The sequence below is a fragment of the Superficieibacter electus genome (assembly GCF_002915575.1).
In the GTDB taxonomy this organism is placed as follows: Bacteria; Pseudomonadota; Gammaproteobacteria; order Enterobacterales; family Enterobacteriaceae; genus Superficieibacter; species Superficieibacter electus.
The window spans coordinates 377,458-398,646 of record NZ_PQGD01000001.1 but is presented as its reverse complement, the minus strand read 5'-3'; the positions used below and the strand labels follow the sequence as shown (position 1 = coordinate 398,646).

Annotated in this window: 17 protein-coding genes; 13 read left to right on the top strand and 4 right to left on the bottom strand. The window is 53.5% G+C overall.

What is annotated here, in order from left to right; translation table 11 throughout:
• Window positions 1-59 precede the first annotated feature (59 nt).
• Both pta and ackA read right to left on the bottom strand, forming a co-directional pair.
• A complete protein-coding gene (gene pta, locus CHU32_RS01885; RefSeq protein ID WP_103750767.1) occupies window positions 60-2,195 on the bottom strand; it encodes a phosphate acetyltransferase in 2,136 nt (711 codons plus the stop codon).
• Between the two features lie 79 nt (window positions 2,196-2,274).
• A complete protein-coding gene (ackA, locus tag CHU32_RS01880) occupies window positions 2,275-3,477 on the bottom strand; it encodes an acetate kinase (RefSeq protein ID WP_103674379.1) in 1,203 nt (400 codons plus the stop codon).
• Between the two features lie 335 nt (window positions 3,478-3,812).
• Between ackA and yfbV the strand changes: the two genes are divergently transcribed.
• From yfbV to CHU32_RS01860, 4 genes are all read left to right on the top strand, one after another.
• Complete coding sequence (gene yfbV / locus CHU32_RS01875) at window positions 3,813-4,268, top strand: terminus macrodomain insulation protein YfbV (RefSeq protein ID WP_103674378.1); 456 nt, start codon at window positions 3,813-3,815, stop codon at window positions 4,266-4,268.
• 85 nt (window positions 4,269-4,353) lie between these two features.
• The gene (locus CHU32_RS01870; protein WP_103674377.1) at window positions 4,354-4,848 is read left to right on the top strand and encodes a YfbU family protein; all 495 of its coding nucleotides are present in this window, start codon (window positions 4,354-4,356) and stop codon (window positions 4,846-4,848) included.
• A gap of 10 nt (window positions 4,849-4,858) precedes the next feature.
• Window positions 4,859-5,518, top strand: a complete 660-nt coding sequence (locus CHU32_RS01865; RefSeq protein WP_103674376.1) for a sugar phosphatase — start codon at window positions 4,859-4,861, stop codon at window positions 5,516-5,518.
• A 77-nt stretch (window positions 5,519-5,595) separates the two neighbouring features.
• The gene (locus CHU32_RS01860; protein ID WP_103674375.1) at window positions 5,596-7,428 is read left to right on the top strand and encodes an SLC13 family permease; all 1,833 of its coding nucleotides are present in this window, start codon (window positions 5,596-5,598) and stop codon (window positions 7,426-7,428) included.
• A 210-nt stretch (window positions 7,429-7,638) separates the two neighbouring features.
• Here the strand turns inward: CHU32_RS01860 and yfbR are convergent, their stop codons facing one another.
• Both yfbR and alaA read right to left on the bottom strand, forming a co-directional pair.
• Window positions 7,639-8,238, bottom strand: coding sequence for a 5'-deoxynucleotidase (gene yfbR, locus CHU32_RS01855; protein ID WP_103674374.1), 600 nt, complete (start codon window positions 8,236-8,238; stop codon window positions 7,639-7,641).
• An 87-nt stretch (window positions 8,239-8,325) separates the two neighbouring features.
• A complete protein-coding gene (gene alaA, locus CHU32_RS01850; RefSeq protein WP_103674373.1) occupies window positions 8,326-9,543 on the bottom strand; it encodes an alanine transaminase AlaA in 1,218 nt (405 codons plus the stop codon).
• A gap of 928 nt (window positions 9,544-10,471) precedes the next feature.
• Between alaA and lrhA the strand changes: the two genes are divergently transcribed.
• The 9 genes from lrhA to nuoI all read left to right on the top strand — a co-directional run bounded on the left by lrhA (window position 10,472) and on the right by nuoI (window position 21,178).
• Window positions 10,472-11,410: a transcriptional regulator LrhA gene (lrhA, locus tag CHU32_RS01845; RefSeq protein ID WP_103674372.1), complete on the top strand. Its 939-nt coding sequence runs from the start codon at window positions 10,472-10,474 to the stop codon at window positions 11,408-11,410.
• Window positions 11,411-12,036: 626 nt separating this feature from the next.
• A complete protein-coding gene (gene nuoA, locus CHU32_RS01835; protein WP_103674371.1) occupies window positions 12,037-12,471 on the top strand; it encodes an NADH-quinone oxidoreductase subunit NuoA in 435 nt (144 codons plus the stop codon).
• A gap of 21 nt (window positions 12,472-12,492) precedes the next feature.
• Complete coding sequence (gene nuoB, locus CHU32_RS01830; protein WP_002913178.1) at window positions 12,493-13,167, top strand: NADH-quinone oxidoreductase subunit NuoB; 675 nt, start codon at window positions 12,493-12,495, stop codon at window positions 13,165-13,167.
• An 86-nt stretch (window positions 13,168-13,253) separates the two neighbouring features.
• Complete coding sequence (gene nuoC, locus CHU32_RS01825) at window positions 13,254-15,056, top strand: NADH-quinone oxidoreductase subunit C/D (RefSeq protein ID WP_103674370.1); 1,803 nt, start codon at window positions 13,254-13,256, stop codon at window positions 15,054-15,056.
• 2 nt (window positions 15,057-15,058) lie between these two features.
• The gene (gene nuoE / locus CHU32_RS01820; protein WP_103674369.1) at window positions 15,059-15,559 is read left to right on the top strand and encodes an NADH-quinone oxidoreductase subunit NuoE; all 501 of its coding nucleotides are present in this window, start codon (window positions 15,059-15,061) and stop codon (window positions 15,557-15,559) included.
• Entirely contained in the window at window positions 15,556-16,893 is a 1,338-nt protein-coding gene (gene nuoF / locus CHU32_RS01815; RefSeq protein WP_103674368.1) for an NADH-quinone oxidoreductase subunit NuoF, read from the top strand. Before nuoE ends, nuoF begins: the two co-directional genes overlap by 4 nt.
• A 27-nt stretch (window positions 16,894-16,920) precedes the next feature.
• Entirely contained in the window at window positions 16,921-19,647 is a 2,727-nt protein-coding gene (nuoG, locus tag CHU32_RS01810) for an NADH-quinone oxidoreductase subunit NuoG (protein WP_133159219.1), read from the top strand.
• Window positions 19,644-20,621, top strand: a complete 978-nt coding sequence (gene nuoH / locus CHU32_RS01805) for an NADH-quinone oxidoreductase subunit NuoH (RefSeq protein WP_103674366.1) — start codon at window positions 19,644-19,646, stop codon at window positions 20,619-20,621. Before nuoG ends, nuoH begins: the two co-directional genes overlap by 4 nt.
• Window positions 20,622-20,635: 14 nt before the next feature.
• Entirely contained in the window at window positions 20,636-21,178 is a 543-nt protein-coding gene (gene nuoI / locus CHU32_RS01800; protein WP_103674365.1) for an NADH-quinone oxidoreductase subunit NuoI, read from the top strand.
• The last annotated feature ends 11 nt before the right edge of the window (window positions 21,179-21,189 follow it).

The following is a 21,189-nucleotide window of genomic DNA, read 5'->3' as shown; positions in this document are numbered from 1 at the left end:
GTTTGTCAGCAATCTGTGGCCGCAGCGATAACCGTTGCGGCCTTTTTATTTCTCAGCCGTTATTTTTGCTGAGAAGACTGGATTGCCGTCAGGGCGATGGTGTAGACGATATCATCTACCAGCGCGCCACGAGACAAGTCGTTGACCGGTTTGCGCATACCCTGCAGCATCGGCCCGATGGAGATCAGGTCGGCAGAACGCTGTACCGCTTTGTAAGTAGTGTTACCGGTGTTCAGATCCGGGAAAATGAACACGGTAGCGCGACCGGCAACCGGTGAGTTCGGCGCTTTGGATTTCGCGACGTCAGCCATAACGGCGGCGTCATACTGCAGCGGACCGTCGATCATCAGGTCAGGACGTTTTTCCTGCGCCAGACGAGTTGCTTCACGGACTTTCTCTACATCGCTACCGGCACCAGAAGTACCGGTGGAGTAGGAAAGCATTGCCACGCGGGGCTCAATACCAAAAGCAATCGCGGAATCCGCAGACTGGATAGCGATTTCAGCCAGCTGTTCTGCGGTCGGGTCCGGGTTGATCGCGCAGTCGCCGTAAACATAAACCTGTTCTGGCAGCAGCATGAAGAATACGGAAGAAACCAGCGAGCTGCCCGGTGCAGTTTTGATCAGCTGTAACGGCGGACGGATGGTGTTGGCTGTGGTATGAACCGCGCCGGAAACCAGACCGTCAACTTCGTCCTGCTCCAGCATCAGCGTACCGCGCACCACGTTGTCTTCCAGTTGTTCGCGGGCCACGGCTTCGGTCATGCCTTTGCTCTTACGCAGTTCAACCAGCCGCGCAACATAGCTTTCACGAACCACTTCAGGATCGACGATTTCGATGCCCGTGCCCAGTTCTACGCCCTGAGCGGCGGCAACGCGGGTGATTTCATCCGGATTACCCAGCAGCACGCAGGTCGCAATACCACGTTCGGCACAGATAGCCGCGGCTTTAACGGTACGAGGTTCATCGCCTTCCGGCAGCACGACGCGTTTACCGGCTTTACGTGCCAGCTCGGTCAACTGATAACGGAATGCAGGCGGCGACAGGCGGCGGCTGCGTTCTGAGGTGGCGGTCAGCGACTCAATCCAGTCAGCATTGATATAGCTGGCAACGTATTCCTGAACTTTCTCAATACGTTCATGGTCGTCTACCGGCACTTCAAGGTTGAAGCTTTGCAGGCTCAGCGACGTCTGCCAGGTATTAGTGTTGACCATAAATACCGGCAGGCCAGTGGCAAAAGCACGTTCGCACAGTTTGCTGATGCGCTCGTCCATTTCATAACCGCCGGTCAGCAGGATGGCACCAATCTCGACGCCGTTCATGGCGGCCAGCGCAGCAGCGACCAGCACGTCAGGACGATCGGCGGAGGTTACCAGCAGCGAGCCAGGGCGGAAGTGCTCCAGCATATGCGGAATACTGCGTGCGCAGAAGGTCACAGACTTCACGCGACGGGTATTGATATCGCCTTCGTTCACGATGGTGGCATTCAGGTGATGCGCCATATCGATAGCACGGGTAGCGATCAGATCGAAACTCCACGGTACTGCGCCCAGCACTGGCAGGGAGCCATGCAGCTGCGCCGGATCGATTTTCACAATCTGCGCTTTGGTGGAATCATCAAAAATTTCTGACAGATCGGGGCGAGTACGGCCCTGATCGTCTACGGGGGCGTTCAGTTTGTTAACGATAACGCCGGTGATGTTAGCGTTTTTCGCGCCGCCGAAGCTGCTACGGGTCAGCTCAATGCGTTCTTTCAGCTGTTCCGGGGTATCAGTACCCTGAGACATCACGAACACAATTTCAGCATTCAGCGTTTTAGCAATTTCATAGTTCAGCGACTGGGCGAACTGGTGTTTGCGGGTTGGCACCAGGCCTTCAACCAGCACGACTTCAGCATCTTTGCTGCTTTCATGATAATTGGCGATGATCTCTTCCATCAGCACATCTTTCTGATTGCTGGAGAGCAGAGATTCAACGTGGCTCATTTTCAGCGGTTCAGCCGCTGGCAGGCCAGAGTTGGCACGCACGATAGTGGTGGTCTGGTCAGGCGCATCGCCGCCGGCACGCGGTTGGGCGATCGGTTTAAACACGCTCAGGCGCACGCCTTTACGTTCCATAGCGCGGATCACGCCGAGGCTGACGCTGGTCAGGCCGACGCTGGTTCCGGTCGGGATCAGCATAATAATACGGGACACGGTTTATCCTCTTTCGTTACCGCCGATATCAGGCGGGTTACAAAACAGCACCGCCAGCATTATGGCTGGCGGTGTGAAATCAGGCGGTCAGACGGCTGGCGTCTTGCGCAATGACCAGTTCTTCGTTGGTCGGGATCACCACGGCAGGACGAGTGCCTTCCTTGTTGATGAAACCGGTGTTGCCGAAACGGGCAGCCAGGTTGCGCTCGTGGTCAACTTCAAAGCCCAGTACGCCGAGACGGCCCAGGGAAAGCTCACGCACCATCGCCGCGTTCTCACCGATACCGCCGGTGAAGACCACCGCGTCCAGACGACCGTCCATCAGCGCAGTATAGGAGCCGATATATTTCGCCAGGCGGTGGCAGTAAACGTCCATCGCGCGTTTTGCGTCTTCTTTGGTCTGATAGTTATCTTCGACATAACGGCAGTCGCTGGTCACTTCAGTCAGACCCAGCAGACCAGACTCTTTGGTCAGCAGCTTGTTGATCTGCTCGATGCTCATACCCAGCGTGTCATGCAGATGGAAGATGATAGCCGGATCGATATCACCAGAACGGGTACCCATTACCAGACCTTCCAGCGGGGTCAGCCCCATAGAGGTATCCACGCATTTACCGTTGCGAATAGCAGACACAGAACCACCGTTGCCCAGATGGCAGGTGATAATGTTCAGTTCTTCGACTGGTTTGTTCAGGATTTTCGCGGCTTCCTGCGTCACATAGAAGTGGCTGGTGCCATGCGCGCCATAACGACGAACGCCGTGTTCTTTATACAGGCTGTACGGCAGGGCATAGAGGTAAGACTCTTCCGGCATGGTCTGATGGAACGCGGTGTCGAACACAGCGACGTTTTTATCTTTCAGATTCGGGAAGGACTTCAGCGCTTCAGCGATACCGATCAGATGTGCCGGGTTATGCAGCGGTGCAAAAGAAGCAGAATCTTTGATACCCTGAATAACTGACTCGTCGATTACCACGGAACGGGTATATTTTTCGCCGCCGTGAACAATACGGTGACCAATCGCGGTCAACTGAGCGGACAGTTCTGGTTTTTGTGCCAGAATAGTATTAACGATAAAGTTCAGCGCTTCGCTGTGAGCGGCTCCTGCACCTAAAGCCGCTTCTTGTTTACCGCCGTCCATTTTCCATTTAATACGTGCTTCCGGAAGATGGAAACACTCGGCTAAACCAGAAATGTACTCGTCACCGTTGACTGCATCAATGATTGCAAATTTCAGTGAGGAGCTACCGCAGTTCAGAACCAGTACTAACTTACTCGACATGGAAGTACCTATTTATGATACGTGGCTAAAAAAACGTCAGGAGTCTAAAGCGTAGCGCATGACGACGCTGACATTTATGATTAACATCATGCTCAAATCGCTTTTCGGGCATGATGGAAGAAATTCCTTTGAGTCTATGCCATTTTGCATAATTTTCAGCCAATGGCGGATTATGCGGCACGTTGACAAGCCAGAAAGAGAGGCTAAGGCCATCTCAGGCGGGCACAGGATACCTGATACCGGGGGCCTGTGACAAAATGTTTTGAACGATGCCATGTACAGTTGTTGTTTTGCACAGATTTTTTAATTTTTATATGTGAAGTTGAGGTAGAGCCATGTCGACACCAGAAACCAGCCCGTCGGGATTTTTCAGCCATTTTCGTCGGGGCCAGCATTACGCCAGGACGTGGCCGATGGAAAAACGCCTCGCGCCGGTCTTTATTGAAAATCGGGCGATTCGCGCGACACGCTTTGGTATTCGCATCATGCCGCCCGTCGCCATCTTCACCCTGTGCTGGCAAATTGCGCTTGGTGGGCAACTTGGTCCAGCGGTGGCCACCGCCATCTTTGCTATCAGTTTGCCAATGCAAGGATTATGGTGGCTCGGAAAACGCTCGGTGACACCACTGCCTCCTTCTATTTTAAACTGGTTTTATGAAGTGCGTGGGAAACTTCAGGAATCCGGCCTTGCGCTCGCGCCAGTGGAAGGGAAGCCGGATTACCAGGCATTAGCTGACACGCTTAAGCGCGCCTTCAAACAACTGGATAAAACTTTCCTGGATGATTTGTAATTGCCCCCCGATTACGCATATAAAAGAAGGCACATAAAAAATGTGCCTCTTTTTTTAACGCCGTGAAGTGCTAAAGGAGTCAGAAATGGAAATGACCAACGCTCAACGCCTGATTTTGTCTAACCAGTACAAAATGATGACCCTGCTTGATCCTGATAACGCCGAGCGTTATCGCCGTCTGCAAACCATCATTGAGCGTGGCTACGGCCTGCAAATGCGCGAGTTGGATCGCGAGTTCGGCCAGCTTACTGAAGAAACCTGCCGTACTATTATCGATATTATGGAGATGTATCACGCCTTGCGCGTCTCCTGGGATAATCTCAAAGACAACGACACCATTGATGAGCGTCGCGTGACTTTCCTTGGCTTTGATGCAGCAACCGAAGCACGCTACCTCAGTTATGTACGCTTTATGGTAAACACCGAAGGACGCTACACCCATTTTGATGCGGGTACCCATGGCTTTAACGCTCAAACCCCAATGTGGGAAAAATACCAGCGTATGCTCGGCGTCTGGCATAACTGCCCCCGTCAGTATCATTTAAGCAGCAACGAGATTAACCAAATTATTAACGCCTAGGGAGGCTGTTGTGCTTTGCAAAGGATTTCTGTTTGATCTGGACGGCACGCTGGTGGATTCGCTTCCTGTCGTGGAAAGATCGTGGTGCCAGTGGGCCGATCGGTTTGGTATAAACCATGATGAAATCCTGAATTATATTCATGGTAAGCAGGCAATCACCTCGCTACGCCATTTTCTGGCCGGAAGGCCGGAAGAGGAAATTCTGGCGGAATTTACCCTTCTGGAACGTATCGAAGCAACGGATACGAACGGTATTGTCGCGCTTCCCGGTGCGCTGGAACTGTTGAACTCGCTTGAGCAACATCATATTCCATGGGCGATTGTGACGTCAGGCTCTGTGCCTGTGGCACATGCACGTCATAAAGCGGCTGGTTTACCGCTGCCAGAAGTATTTGTCACGGCCGAACGCGTTAAGCGCGGTAAGCCCGAGCCGGATGCCTATCTGCTCGGGGCAGAGTTGTTGGGCCTTATGCCGCAGGACTGTATGGTGGTAGAAGATGCCGCCGCTGGCGTGCTCTCCGGTCTGGCCGCCGGGTGCCGGGTGATGGCGGTAAACGTTCCGCAGGATGCACCTCGTCTTGCGGAGGTTGACTTTAATCTCACCACCCTCACTAATGTGGTCATTGAAAAACAGCCCGACGATACGGTCAGGGTTAGCATTAACGCCTGATCTCATGATTTAGCCCCGCTTCTGCGGGGCTTTTTTATGGCACTATAAGAATTCCCCTGGGCAGACAAGGATATGTTGTGAACGGTGAATTAATTTGGGTTCTCTGTCTTCTGGCGGTGGCGGTCATTCTGTTCGCCACGGGCAAAATTCGTATGGATGCGGTCGCGCTACTGGTTATTGTGGCCTTTATCCTCAGTGGTACGCTGACGCTTGAAGAAGCGTTTTCTGGTTTTAGCGATCCAAACGTGATTCTGATAGCCGCGCTATTTATTATTGGCGACGGGCTGGTACGTACTGGCGTTGCCACCAGTATGGGCGCATGGCTGGTCAAAGTTGCCGGTAACAGTGAGACCAAAATGCTGGTCTACCTGATGGTCACCGTCGCTGGCCTGGGCGCATTTATGAGTTCCACCGGGGTGGTCGCCATTTTTATTCCGGTAGTGCTCAGTGTTGCCACTCGCATGCAAACCTCTCCGTCACGCTTAATGATGCCGCTAAGTTTTGCCGGGCTGATTAGCGGTATGATGACCCTGGTTGCCACGCCACCGAACATGGTCATCAACAGTGAATTGTTACGTTCAGGAATAAGCGGTTTTGGTTTTTTCAGCGTTACGCCCATTGGCCTGGTAGTTCTGGTACTGGGTGTGGTCTACATGTTGCTGATGCGCTTTATGCTTAAAGGCGAAAAGCAGGATCTGCTACGCGAGGGCGGAAAACGCTCATCGTTTCGCGATCTGATCAAAGCTTATCATCTGACAGGACGCGCAAGACGGTTGGCGATACGCCCCGGTTCGCCCATGGTCGGACAGCGGCTGGACGATCTCAAACTGCGTGAGCGCTACGGTGCTAACGTCATTGGCGTAGAGCGCTGGCGACGTTTTCGTCGGGTCATTGTGAATGTTAACGGGGTTTCTGAGTTTCGCGCCCGGGATGTGCTGCTGATTGATATGTCGGCTGCAGAGGTCGATTTGCGCCAGTTCTGTGGTGAGCAGATGCTTGAGCCGATGATTCTGCGTGGCGAGTATTTTTCCGAGCAGGCGCTGGACGTCGGCATGGCGGAAATTTCACTGATCCCCGATTCTGAGCGGGTGGGGAAAACAGTACGCGAGATGGCATTTCGTACCCGCTATGGACTGAACATTGTCGGTCTGAAGCGCGACGGAGTCGCCATGGAAGGGGCATTGGTCGATGAGCCTTTGCAGGTTGGCGACATTATGCTGGTGGTGGGTAACTGGAAGCAGATAAGCCAGCTGGCGCAAACCGGGCGCGATTTTGTGGTACACAATATGCCCATTGAAGAGAGTGACGCCTCGCCTGCGCACAGCCAGGCTCCACACGCCGTATTCTGCTTAATGCTGATGGTTGCGCTGATGCTGACCGATGAAATACCTAATCCGGTGGCAGCGATTATCGCCTGTCTGATGATGGCAAAATTTCGCTGTATTGACGCCGCCAGCGCTTATAAAGCGATTCACTGGCCAAGCGTTATTCTCATTATCGGCATGATGCCTTTCGCGCTGGCGCTACAAAAAACCGGCGGTATCGATTTAGTGGTCAGCGGGTTAATAGATATCGGCGGGGGCAGGGGACCGTATTTTATGCTGATCTGCCTGTTTATTATGTGCGCGATAATAGGGCTGTTTATTTCTAATACGGCGACTGCCGTGCTGATGGCCCCTATTGCGCTGGCTGCCGCTAAGTCCATGGGGGTGTCGCCTTATCCCTTTGCCATGATGGTGGCGATGGCCGCCTCCGCCGCCTTTATGACGCCAGTCTCTTCTCCTGTCAATACCCTGGTGCTGGGACCAGGGAAGTACAGCTTCAGCGACTTTGTGAAAATTGGCGTACCGTTTACCGTGCTGGTGATGGTGGTGTGCGTGGTGCTTATCCCGGTGCTGTTTCCGTTCTGAAGCCATCGCCCCTCATAGCGCCGCCTAGCCGGGTGGCGCTATGGGATGAACCGGAAACATGGGTAACACTTTAGACCGGATACATGGGTAACAGTGATAACTGGCATAGAAGAGGAGACTCGCTATGCCCTGATGTTTGCCTAATCCGCAGGCCGCGCCAGGTGCCGCCGCCGCCCGGCATATTTGGCCTTACTGCTTGCGTCAGCCCGCTTACAGCGGCGAATCCTGGCTAATTTCGTCCAGCGACAAATGAAAACTCGGTACAAATACCTGCATAAAATAATCCATCTCTTCACTGCGACGGGATTCCAGCGTTTTTTCCAGGCGGCCTTTCGCCAGCAGAAATTCGTTGTTTCCGGCGGAAAGTTCTTCCAGGCACTTTAAATACGCGCACAAGGCGTCGGCCTGCTTAACGATGGCGCGCTCTTCATCACTGTATTGATGCTCATCAATCAGCGGGGCAAAAATATCGCGTAACTCTTCCGGCACCATATCGACCAGTTTTTGCTGGGCGATCTTTTCGATCGCCTTATATTCCTGCGCAATTTGCGAATTAAAATATTTTACCGGCGTCGGCAAATCGCCGGTCAGCACTTCAGAGGCATCGTGATACATCGCCAGCAGTGCGATACGCTCAGGGTTCAGCGCTCCGCTGAACTTGCGGTTTTTGATCGCGGCCAACGCGTGGGCAACCATCGCCACCTGTAAGCTATGCTCGGAGACGTTTTCGGTGCGCACATTGCGCATCAGCGGCCAGCGGTTGATTAACTTAAGGCGAGAAAGGTGGGCGAAGAAATGACTCTGGCTCATGATGACCCTTTTATACAACAATGGTAAAAGGCATTGTGCGCTGAGATGGCCGCCGGATGCAAATTCCGCCGGCCAGAGAGTCAGAGATTAAAGCTGATGATAACCGGAAAGGAAGCGGCCAAATTTGGCGAGTGACATTTCCAGTTCGTCTACGCGTGGCAGCGTCACGATACGAAAGTGATCCGGCCACGGCCAGTTGAAAGCGGAACCCTGTACCAATAGCACTTTTTCCTGAAGCAGAAAATCAAGCACCATCCGCTGATCGTCATGGATATTAAAACGTTTAACGTCGATTTTCGGGAACATATACAGCGCGCCTTTCGGCTTAACGCAGGACACACCAGGAATATCGTTGATCAGTTCCCAGGCACGATTGCGCTGCTCATAAAGCCGCCCGCCGGGTAAAATAAATTCACTAATGCTCTGATAACCACCGAGAGCCGTCTGAATAGCGTGCTGCGCCGGAACATTGGCGCACAGGCGCATCGACGCCAGCATCTCCAGACCCTCAATATAGCCTTTAGCGTGTTTTTTGGGTCCATTCAACACCATCCAGCCCTGACGGAAGCCAGCAACACGGTAGGTTTTTGACAGGCCGTTAAAGGTAATGGTCAGAAGGTCCGGCGCGAGCGGGGCAATGGAGTGGTGCTCTGCATCATCGTAAAGGATCTTATCGTAAATCTCGTCTGCAAAAATGATCAGGTTATGCTGGCGTGCCAGTTCAACAATCTCCAGTAGCAGCGCTTTTGAGTAAACTGCACCGGTTGGATTGTTCGGGTTGATAATGACAATGCCGCGTGTTCGAGGGGTGATCTTTGCGCGGATATCATCAAGGTCCGGAAACCAGTCCGAGGATTCATCGCAAATATAGTGCACGGCTTTGCCGCTGGAAAGCGCTACCGCTGCGGTCCATAGCGGGTAGTCGGGTGCCGGAACCAGCATTTCGTCACCGCTATTGAGCAGCGCCTGCATTGACTGCACGATCAGCTCTGACACACCATTACCGATATAAATATCCTCAACGGTAACATCGCGCATTCCACGTGCCTGATAATGCTGCATAATCGCTTTGCGCGCAGAATAAAGCCCTTTGGAATCGCAATACCCTTGCGCGGTAGGCAGATTGCGAATGACATCAACCAGAATTTCATCGGGCGCTTCAAAACCGAAGGGTGCAGGATTTCCGATGTTCAGCTTCAGTACTTTATTACCCTCTTCTTCAAGGCGTTTTGCCTCTTTAAGAACCGGGCCACGGATGTCATAACAGACATTATCTAACTTGCTGGATTTTTCGATGGGGGACATGAACCTTGACCTTATAGCGATGAGTACCGCTCCCTGCCGTGGAAGCTTTCACCGAATAATGTACTCCCCGAAGGGCTTTTTTTGAAGGGCTGGTAGTTGAAGATTTTGCGAAATAGCTATTTATGCCGTGTGCATTCTTGCTGCCAAACTTCACTTAAACGCTATTAACCTTTAATTAAATGGCAAAGAGGGAGATTTACAGCTGGTGTTCCGCTTGTTGAACTCTATTTTATACTGAACATATCGGGTGATACGGTACTCATAGATTGCTGCAGGCTGATGAGGCGCTTATGGGCTGAACAAGTAATTATTTATTTATCGTAAGAATAAATAACTAATGAATGAAAGTGTCTGTGTAAATTTGATGTTAAATATTGTTAATAAAGTATTCATTAAATAATTAAAGGTTCTTTATTATTTATCATTCAGCGATGACAATTGTTAATTGAATAAAACGAAGTTGATACCATGAAAAAGATCTTTGTAAGATTATTCGTAGATACCCTTATAACCGCAGAATTTTTCGGTTAAGATACCCCTATGAATAGTCTGGAGGCCTGCTGTTAAGCGGCCATGACCTTCATATGAAAATGCTTTATAACGTTGTTATTGCTTATGTTTCGATTGCATTATAGTAGGGATGCCGGACCATACAGACACAATCCGTATTGGTCGGGGTTTTACAGCAAGTCGTATTTATAGCAGCATTGATCTATAAATGCTTTGCGTGAATATTCTTACTTATACTGCCATTCAAAATATAGCCAGGGAGCCTGCTAAGTATCAGTAGGTATGTATTTGCAATAACGCTCGTTCAGATCCCCTGGGCAGGTGAAACCTGTCGGGGGTATAAATGGAATTGCCTGACTTTTTGAGCACAGCATCAATCCAGGCAGGTCAGTTGCGAGCAGCCTGTAAGTGGAAAAATATGATTAACGCAAATCGTCCGATAATTAATCTCGACCTCGATCTGCTGAGAACCTTTGTGGCGGTCGCTGATTGCAACACGTTTGCGGCGGCAGCCGTTGCGGTCTGTCGAACGCAGTCTGCGGTCAGTCAACAGATGCAGCGGCTCGAACAGCTGGTAGAAAAAGAGCTTTTTGTTCGTCATGGTCGTAACAAGCTACTTACCGAACAGGGAATACAGCTTTTAGGTTACGCGCGTAAAATCCTGCGATTTAATGATGAGGCCTGTACTTCACTGATATTCAATGATTTGCAAGGAGAGCTGACGATCGGCGCATCCAGTGAATCAGCAGATATCTTACTACCGTTTTTGCTCAACCGTATTAGCTCGGCTTATCCACGGCTGGCGCTGGATATTCGCATCAAGCATAACCCGACCATTGTTGAAATGATGGAGAGTCAGGAAGTCGATCTGATGTTGACCACCCAGCGTCCGGCACAGTTCGCCAGCCATATGTTACGCACTTCACCCACCTTATGGTACTGTGCAGCGGAATTTACGTTACAGAAATCAGAGCCAATTCCGCTGGTTATTCTCGATGAGCCCAGCCCGTTTCGCGAGATGGCTATCCGCACCCTTGATGCGGCACAAATTCCGTGGCGTCTGGCCTATGTTGCTTCGACGCTGGCTGCGGTAAGGAGTGCTGTAAAAGCCGGGCTGGGAATTACAGCGCGGCCCGTTGAGATGATGGGGCCAGAGCTACGGGTGCTGGGACGTGCGGATGGGTTACCCTCGTTACCGGATACGGATTATCAGCTTTGCTACAATCCGTACAGCACGAATGAACTGGCGCATACTATTTTCCGGACTTTATATGAGGCCCAACATCCGTTGTTCGCGTCTGTCTCTACCTCGCAAGGAGGAGAGACAACGCTCGTCTTTGAAGAGGATGTTGAATAACAATCTGGCGATAATCGCGTAACAAAATGTAAATGCAAAAATAAACCGCAGACGACAAAAAAAGTCTCTGCGGTTTATTTTTTAAACAATTCGCCACTCATTGTGCTGCATCAGGCGGCAGTTTTACCCGATATCATATGCTTAAGTGCCCGCACAGCGCGGATTGGCATTAACCTTGTAACGACTCAGGTTATGGGTGAATGTTAAAAAAAACTGCAAATTTGTTGTCTTTTTCACGGTTGGATTAACAAAAGCGTGTCACAGATCAAGAAAATACTCCTCATTAGGGGGAGGCATTACGGCAAAATCCTGTCAAAATAGGAGGGTAATACCTTTTTATGTTCCTGACGGACACGATTCAACAGCGCTAAATCCTGACAATGAACCCGGTTTCCTGGCAGTCAAAAGGCACTAAATGTTAATGGGTCGTGTTAAATGTGAATTAATGTGAAGAAACTTTTGTTAAAGTTGACAAAAGGTTATAGAAAGGAGTAAAAAACCACATCATTTAGCGGTTTTAATATTTACGCAGTAAATGTATGGTTTTTTCTTCCTCCCCATGAACAGACGTGGCGCTCACCTGCCGTTAAGAGCAGGGGTTTTAGTGCTACTTTTTGAGCTAAGCAATGCGTATGTCAACATCCACTGAAGTCATCGCTCATCACTGGGCATTCGCTGTATTTCTCGTCGTTGCCATCGGCCTGTGCTGCTTAATGCTGGTTGGCGGCTGGTATCTTGGCGGCCGGGCCCGTGCCAGGCACAAGAATACCCCGTTTGAATCGGGTATTGATTCAGTCGGTACCGCCCGACTGCGCCTGTCTGCCAAGTTCTATCTGGTCGCGATGTTCTTCGTCATCTTTGACGTTGAAGCCCTTTATCTCTTTGCATGGTCAACCTCAATCCGTGAAAGCGGCTGGGTAGGTTTTGCAGAAGCCGCCATTTTTATTTTAGTGCTGCTGGCAGGCCTGGTTTACCTCGTTCGTGTGCGTGCGCTGGACTGGACGCCTGTACGTTCACGCCGTGAACTGATGAACCCGGAAACAGACCGCACTAATCGTTAACGCCAGAAGCGAGGCAATAAGATGGATTATACGCTCACCCGCATAGATCCTAACGGTGAGAACGACCGTTACCCCCTGCAAAAACAGGAGATCGTAACCGACCCCCTTGAGCAGGAAGTTAACAAAAGCGTGTACATGGGCAAGCTTGAGCATGCCCTGCATGACATGGTGAACTGGGGCCGTAAAAACTCAATCTGGCCGTATAACTTCGGCTTGTCATGTTGCTATGTCGAAATGGTAACGTCATTCACTGCGGTGCATGACGTTGCGCGTTTTGGTGCAGAAGTGCTGCGTGCCTCGCCGCGTCAGGCTGACCTGATGGTGGTGGCAGGAACCTGCTTTACCAAGATGGCCCCGGTCATTCAGCGCCTGTACGATCAGATGCTGGAACCAAAATGGGTGATTTCCATGGGAGCCTGCGCCAACTCCGGCGGTATGTACGATATTTACTCTGTCGTGCAGGGCGTGGATAAATTCATCCCGGTGGATGTATATATCCCCGGCTGCCCGCCGCGTCCGGAAGCCTATATGCAGGCGCTGATGCTGCTGCAAGAGTCGATTGGTAAGGAGCGCCGTCCGCTGTCATGGGTGGTAGGCGATCAGGGCGTGTATCGCGCCAACATGCAGTCGGAACGCGAGCGTAAACGCGGCGAACGTATTGCGGTTACCAATCTGCGTACGCCTGACGAGATTTAATTTGCGCCTGCTGGCAGAGGGATATCTTCGCATAGCAAAACAAATAGCGCGAAGCTCTGCCGGACAGTCACCACGGACCATTTGCAATGGTGAACATTATGACCGATTTAACCGCGCAAGACGCTGCATGGCAGACCCGGGACCATCTCGATGACCCGGTCATTGGCGAACTGCGCAACCGTTTTGGGCCGGATGCCTTTACCGTTCAGGCGACCCGCACCGGGGTTCCCGTTGTCTGGGTTAAGCGTGAACAGTTACTGGAAGTGGGCGATTTCTTAAAGAAACTGCCAAAACCTTACGTCATGCTGTTTGACTTACACGGCATGGACGAACGTCTGCGTACGCACCGTGACGGGTTACCCGCCGCGGATTTTTCCGTTTTCTACCACCTGATCTCTATTGAACGCAATCGCGATATCATGCTCAAGGTGGCATTGTCTGAAAACGATCTGCGCGTGCCGACCTTCACCAAACTTTTTCCCAACGCTAACTGGTATGAGCGTGAAACCTGGGAAATGTTCGGCATTGATATCGAAGGCCATCCGCACCTGACGCGCATTATGATGCCGCAGACCTGGACTGGTCACCCGCTGCGTAAAGACTACCCGGCACGCGCCACCGAATTCGATCCGTTTGAGCTGACCAAAGCCAAACAGGATCTGGAAATGGAAGCACTGACCTTCAAGCCAGAAGACTGGGGCATGAAACGCGGTACCGATAACGAGGACTTTATGTTCCTCAACCTCGGCCCGAACCACCCGTCTGCGCACGGTGCTTTCCGTATTATCCTGCAGCTTGACGGCGAAGAGATTGTCGACTGCGTGCCGGACATCGGCTACCACCACCGTGGCGCTGAGAAGATGGGCGAGCGCCAGTCCTGGCACAGCTACATTCCGTATACCGACCGTATTGAATACCTCGGTGGCTGCGTTAACGAAATGCCCTACGTACTGGCCGTGGAAAAACTGGCCGGGATCAAAGTGCCGGAGCGCGTTGATGTCATCCGCGTGATGCTCTCTGAGCTGTTCCGCATTAACAGCCACCTGCTGTATATCTCGACCTTTATTCAGGACGTCGGCGCGATGACCCCGGTGTTCTTTGCCTTTACCGACCGGCAGAAAATCTACGATCTGGTGGAAGCGATTACCGGTTTCCGTATGCACCCGGCGTGGTTCCGCATCGGCGGTGTGGCGCACGATCTGCCGCGCGGTTGGGACCGTCTGCTGCGCGAGTTCCTCGACTGGATGCCGAAACGTCTGGCCTCCTACGAGAAAGCCGCGTTGCGTAATACCATTCTGAAAGGCCGTGCTCAGGGTGTTGCCGCTTACGGTGCAAAAGAGGCGCTGGAGTGGGGTACCACCGGTGCTGGCCTGCGTGCGACCGGCATCGACTTCGACATTCGTAAGGCGCGTCCTTACTCTGGCTATGAGAACTTCGACTTTGAAGTCCCGCTCGGCGGCGGCGTGTCCGACTGCTACACCCGCGTGATGTTAAAAGTGGAAGAGCTGCGCCAGAGCCTGCGCATTCTCGAGCAGTGCCTCAACAATATGCCGGAAGGCCCGTTCAAAGCGGATCACCCGCTGACCACGCCGCCGCCGAAAGAGCGCACGCTGCAACATATCGAAACCCTGATCACTCACTTCCTGCAAGTTTCGTGGGGGCCAGTCATGCCGGCTAACGAATCCTTCCAGATGATTGAGGCGACCAAGGGGATCAACAGTTACTACCTGACCAGCGACGGCAGCACCATGAGCTACCGCACCCGCGTGCGCACGCCAAGCTTTGCGCATTTGCAGCAGATCCCTTCGGCGATCCGCGGCAGCCTGGTGTCGGATCTGATCGTTTATCTGGGCAGTATCGATTTTGTTATGTCAGACGTGGACCGCTAATTATGCACGAAAATCAACAACCACAAACCGAGGCTTTTGAACTGAGTGCGGCAGAACGTGAAGCAATCGAACATGAATTGCATCACTACGAAGATCCGCGTGCAGCGTCCATTGAAGCGCTGAAAATCGTTCAAAAGCAGCGTGGCTGGGTGCCGGATGGCGCTATCTACGCGATTGCTGAAGTCTTACAAATTCCGGCGAGCGACGTAGAAGGTGTGGCAACGTTCTATAGCCAGATCTTCCGTCAGCCGGTGGGCCGTCATGTGATCCGCTACTGCGACAGCGTGGTGTGCCATATTACTGGCTATCAGGGCATTCAGGCGGCGATTGAGAAAAAACTCAATATCAAGCCGGGCCAGACCACCTTTGACGGGCGTTTCACTCTCCTGCCGACCTGCTGTCTGGGTAACTGCGACAAAGGGCCGACCATGATGATTGATGAGGACACTCACAGCCATCTGACGCCGGAGGCGATCCCCGATCTGCTGGAGCAGTATAAATGAAAAACATTATACGCACTCCCGAAACGCATCCGCTGACCTGGCGTCTGCGCGATGACAAGCAGCCGGTATGGCTGGATGAATATCAGAGCAAAAATGGCTATGAAGGTGCGCGTAAGGCGCTTTCCGGCATGGCACCTGATGACATCGTCAACGCGGTCAAAGATTCCGGTCTGAAAGGTCGTGGCGGCGCGGGCTTCTCCACCGGTCTGAAGTGGAGCCTGATGCCAAAAGACGAATCCATGAACATCCGTTATCTGCTGTGTAACGCGGATGAAATGGAGCCGGGCACCTATAAAGACCGCCTGCTGATGGAGCAACTGCCGCATCTGCTGGTGGAAGGCATGCTGATTTCCGCATTTGCCCTGAAAGCATACCGTGGCTACATCTTCCTGCGCGGTGAATATATTGAAGCGGCGGAAAACCTGCGCCGTGCCATTGCTGAAGCGACTGAAGCGGGCTTCCTTGGCAAAAATATTCTCGGCACTGGCTTTGATTTCGAACTGTTCGTGCACACCGGAGCAGGGCGCTACATCTGCGGTGAAGAAACCGCGCTGATTAACTCGCTGGAAGGCCGCCGCGCTAATCCGCGCTCCAAGCCGCCGTTCCCGGCGAGCAGCGGCGTGTGGGGTAAACCAACCTGCGTCAATAACGTGGAAACCCTGTGTAACGTACCAGCAATCCTTGCCAACGGCGTGGAGTGGTATCAGGGCATTTCAGCCAGTAAAGACGCGGGCACCAAGCTGATGGGCTTCTCCGGGCGGGTGAAAAACCCTGGCGTCTGGGAATTGCCGTTCGGCACCACCGCGCGCGAAATTCTCGAAGATTACGCTGGCGGCATGCGCGATGGTCTCAAATTTAAGGCCTGGCAGCCGGGCGGGGCAGGAACTGACTTTCTCACCGAAGCGCATCTCGATCTGCCGATGGAATTCGAAAGCATCGGCAAAGCGGGCAGCCGTCTGGGGACGGCGCTGGCGATGGCGGTTGACCATGAAATTGGCATGGTGCCGCTGGTGCGTAATCTGGAAGAGTTTTTCGCCCGCGAGTCCTGCGGCTGGTGTACGCCGTGCCGCGACGGACTGCCGTGGAGCGTGAAAATTCTGCGCGCGCTTGAGCGTGGCGAAGGTCAGCCGGGAGATATCGAGACACTTGAGCAACTGTGTCGTTTCCTTGGGCCGGGTAAAACCTTCTGCGCACATGCGCCGGGCGCGGTTGAGCCGCTGCAAAGCGCAATAAAATATTTCCGCGACGAATTCGAAGCAGGCATCAAGCAGTCGTTCAGCAATACCCATGCGATTAGTGGTATTCAGCCGAACCTGCTGAAAGCACGCTGGTGAGTTAAATTTTAATTTGGAAGCATGCTAATGGCTACGATTCATGTAGACGGCAAAGAATACGAGGTGAATGGCGCGGACAACCTGCTACAGGCTTGTCTGTCTCACGGCCTTGATATTCCTTACTTTTGCTGGCACCCGGCGCTGGGCAGCGTCGGTGCTTGCCGCCAGTGTGCGGTGAAGCAATATCAAAACGCGGAAGACACGCGTGGTCGGCTGGTGATGTCCTGTATGACACCGGCCTCCGACGGCACCTTCATCTCTATTGATGATGAAGAAGCGAAACAGTTCCGTGAAAGCGTGGTGGAATGGTTAATGACCAACCACCCGCATGACTGTCCGGTGTGTGAGGAGGGCGGTAACTGCCATCTTCAGGATATGACCGTCATGACGGGGCACAGCTTCCGCCGTTATCGCTTTACCAAACGTACCCATCGCAATCAGGATCTGGGGCCGTTCATCTCGCATGAAATGAACCGCTGCATCGCCTGCTATCGCTGCGTGCGTTACTACAAAGATTACGCCGATGGCGCGGATCTGGGTGTGTACGGTGCGCATGACAACGTCTACTTCGGTCGTCCGGAAGACGGTACCCTGGAAAGCGAATTCTCCGGTAACCTGGTCGAAATCTGCCCGACCGGCGTATTTACCGATAAAACTCACTCCGAACGCTACAACCGTAAGTGGGACATGCAGTTTGCGCCGAGCATCTGCCAGCAGTGTTCCCTGGGTTGTAACACCAGCCCCGGCGAGCGCTACGGTGAACTGCGTCGGATCGAAAACCGTTATAACGGCACGGTAAACCACTACTTCCTCTGCGACCGTGGCCGTTTCGGCTACGGTTACGTGAACCTGAAAGACCGTCCGCGTCAGCCAGTGCAGCGCCGTGGTGCGGATGTCATCACTCTCAACGCCGAACAGGCAATGCAGGGCGCGGCGGATATTCTGCGCCAGTCGAAGAAAGTGATCGGTATCGGCTCCCCGCGCGCCAGCGTGGAAAGTAACTTTGCGCTGCGTGAACTGGTCGGGGCAGACAACTTTTATACCGGCATCGCGCGTGGCGAGCAGCAACGTCTTGAACTGGTACTGAAAGTGCTGCGCGAAGGCGGTATTCGCACCCCAGCGCTGCGTGAAATCGAATCTTACGATGCGGTGCTGATTCTGGGCGAAGACATTACCCAGACCGGCGCACGCGTTTCGCTGGCAGTCCGTCAGGCGGTGAAAGGTAAAGCGCGTGAAATGGCAGCGGCGCAGAAAGTCGCCGACTGGCAGATTGCGGCCATCCTTAACATCGGCCAGCGTGCGAAGCATCCGCTGTTTGTGACTAACGTCGATAACACCCGTCTGGACGACATCGCCGCATGGACCTATCGTGCGCCGGTGGAAGATCAGGCGCGCTTTGGCTTTGCCATCGCTCACGCGCTGGACGGTAATTCGCCGGCGGTAGAAGGTATCGACCGCGATCTGCAAAACAAAATTGACGTGGTGGTCCAGGCGCTGGCCGGGGCGAAAAAACCGCTGATTATTTCCGGCACTAACGCCGGTAGCGCCGACGTTATTCAGGCGGCGGCCAACGTGGCGAAAGCGTTGCAGGGTCGCGGTGCGGACGTAGGAATCACTATGATCGCCCGCGCGGTGAACAGCATGGGCCTCGGCATGATTGGCGGCGGCTCGCTGGACGATGCGCTGGATGAACTGGAATCCGGTGCCGCTGATGCGGTGGTGGTGCTGGAGAACGATCTGCATCGTCACGCCAGCGCCGCGCGCGTGGATGCCGCACTGGCGAAAGCGCCGCTGGTAATGGTGGTTGACCATCAGCGCACGGCCATTATGGATTACGCACATCTGGTGCTGCCAGCAGCAAGCTTTGCCGAAAGCGACGGTACGGTTATTAACAACGAAGGCCGCGCCCAGCGCTTCTTCCAGGTTTACGACCCGGCGTATTACGACAGCAGCACCATTATGCTGGAAAGCTGGCGCTGGCTGCACTCGCTGCACAGCACGGTCGAAAACCGCGAGGTGGACTGGACGCAGCTCGATCACGTGATCGACGCGGCCATTACCGCGCTGCCGCAACTGGCGGGCATTAAAGATGCCGCGCCGGATGCCGCCTTCCGTATTCGTGGTCAGAAACTGGCGCGTGAACCGCACCGCTACAGTGGCCGCACGGCGATGCGCGCCAATATCAGCGTACATGAACCACGCCAGCCGCAGGACAAAGACACCATGTTTGCTTTCTCAATGGAAGGCAACAACCAGCCGTCTGCACCGCGCTCGCAAATTCCGTTTGCCTGGGCACCGGGCTGGAACTCCCCGCAGGCGTGGAATAAATTCCAGGCTGAGGTGGGCGGTCATCTGCGTCATGGCGATCCGGGCGTGCGCCTGATTGAAGCGTCTGAAACCGGGCTGGATTTCTTCGCCAGCGTGCCGGAAAGCTTCCGCGCTGAAGAAGGGAAATGGCGGATCGCGCCTTACTACCATCTGTTTGGCAGCGACGAAATGTCGCAGCGTTCGCCGGTATTCCAGCAGCGTATGCCGCAGCCTTATATTCGCCTGAATCCGGCGGATGCCGCAAAACTGGGCGTTAACGCCGGGGCAAACGTCTCCTTCAGCTATGAAGGCCAGACGATCAGTCTGCCGGTCGTGATTGCCGAAGGACTGACGGCAGGGCAGGTCGGTTTGCCGATGGGGATGCCGGGCATTGCGCCGGTACTGGCGGGCGCGCGTCTTGAGGATCTGCGGGAGGCACAAGCATGAGCTGGTTAACACCGGAAGTTATTGATGTTCTGTTAGGCATCCTGAAAGCGATTGTGATCCTGCTGGTGGTGGTAACCTGTGGCGCATTCATGAGCTTCGGCGAGCGTCGTCTGCTCGGCCTGTTCCAGAACCGCTACGGACCGAACCGCGTTGGTTGGGGCGGCTCGCTCCAGCTGGTCGCGGACATGATCAAGATGTTTTTTAAAGAAGACTGGATACCGAAATTTTCGGATCGCGTCATCTTTACCCTGGCACCGATGATCGCCTTTACCTCGCTGCTGCTGGCCTTTGCTATTGTCCCGGTCAGCCCGAGCTGGGTGGTCGCCGACCTGAATATCGGGATTTTGTTCTTCCTGATGATGGCGGGCCTCGCGGTCTATGCCGTGCTGTTTGCGGGCTGGTCCAGTAACAACAAATACTCGCTGCTCGGGGCGATGCGTGCCTCGGCACAAACGCTGAGCTACGAAGTGTTTCTGGGCTTGTCGGTGATGGGCGTGGTGGCGCAGGCCGGTTCATTTAACATGACCGACATCGTCAACAGCCAGGCAAACATCTGGAACGTTATTCCGCAGTTCTTTGGTTTTGTTACCTTTGCCATCGCGGGCGTGGCGGTGTGTCACCGTCACCCGTTTGACCAGCCGGAAGCCGAGCAGGAACTGGCCGACGGTTACCACATTGAATATTCCGGCATGAAGTTCGGTCTGTTCTTTGTGGGGGAATACATCGGTATCGTTACTGTATCGGCGATGATTGTCACCCTGTTCTTCGGGGGCTGGCAGGGCCCGTTCTTACCGCCATTTATCTGGTTCGCCATCAAAACGGCGTTCTTTATGATGATGTTTATTTTGATCCGCGCATCATTACCGCGTCCGCGTTATGACCAGGTAATGTCCTTCGGCTGGAAAATTTGCCTGCCGCTGACGCTGATCAACTTGCTGGTAACGGCGGCTGTCATTCTCTGGCAGGCGCAATAAGGGGCTTATAGACCATGACCTTAAAAGAATTAGTAGTGGGCTTCGGCACCCAGGTTCGTAGTATCTGGATGATCGGCCTGCACGCCTTCGCCAAACGCGAAACGCGCATGTATCCGGAAGAGCCGGTTTACCTGCCGCCGCGCTACCGTGGCCGTATCGTGCTCACGCGCGATCCGGACGGTTCAGAGCGCTGTGTTGCCTGTAACCTGTGTGCGGTAGCCTGTCCGGTAGGCTGTATCTCGCTGCAAAAAGCCGAAACCAAAGACGGCCGCTGGTATCCGGAGTTTTTCCGTATCAACTTCTCGCGCTGCATTTTCTGCGGCCTGTGCGAAGAAGCCTGTCCGACCACGGCTATCCAGCTGACGCCGGACTTTGAGCTGGGCGAGTACAAGCGCCAGGATCTGGTATTCGAAAAAGAGGATCTGCTGATCTCCGGTCCGGGCAAATACCCGGAATATAACTTCTACCGGATGGCAGGTATGGCAATCGACGGCAAAGATAAGGGCGAAGCGGAAAACGAAGCCAAGCCTATCGACGTCAAAGGCCTGTTACCGTAAGGAGAGGGGCA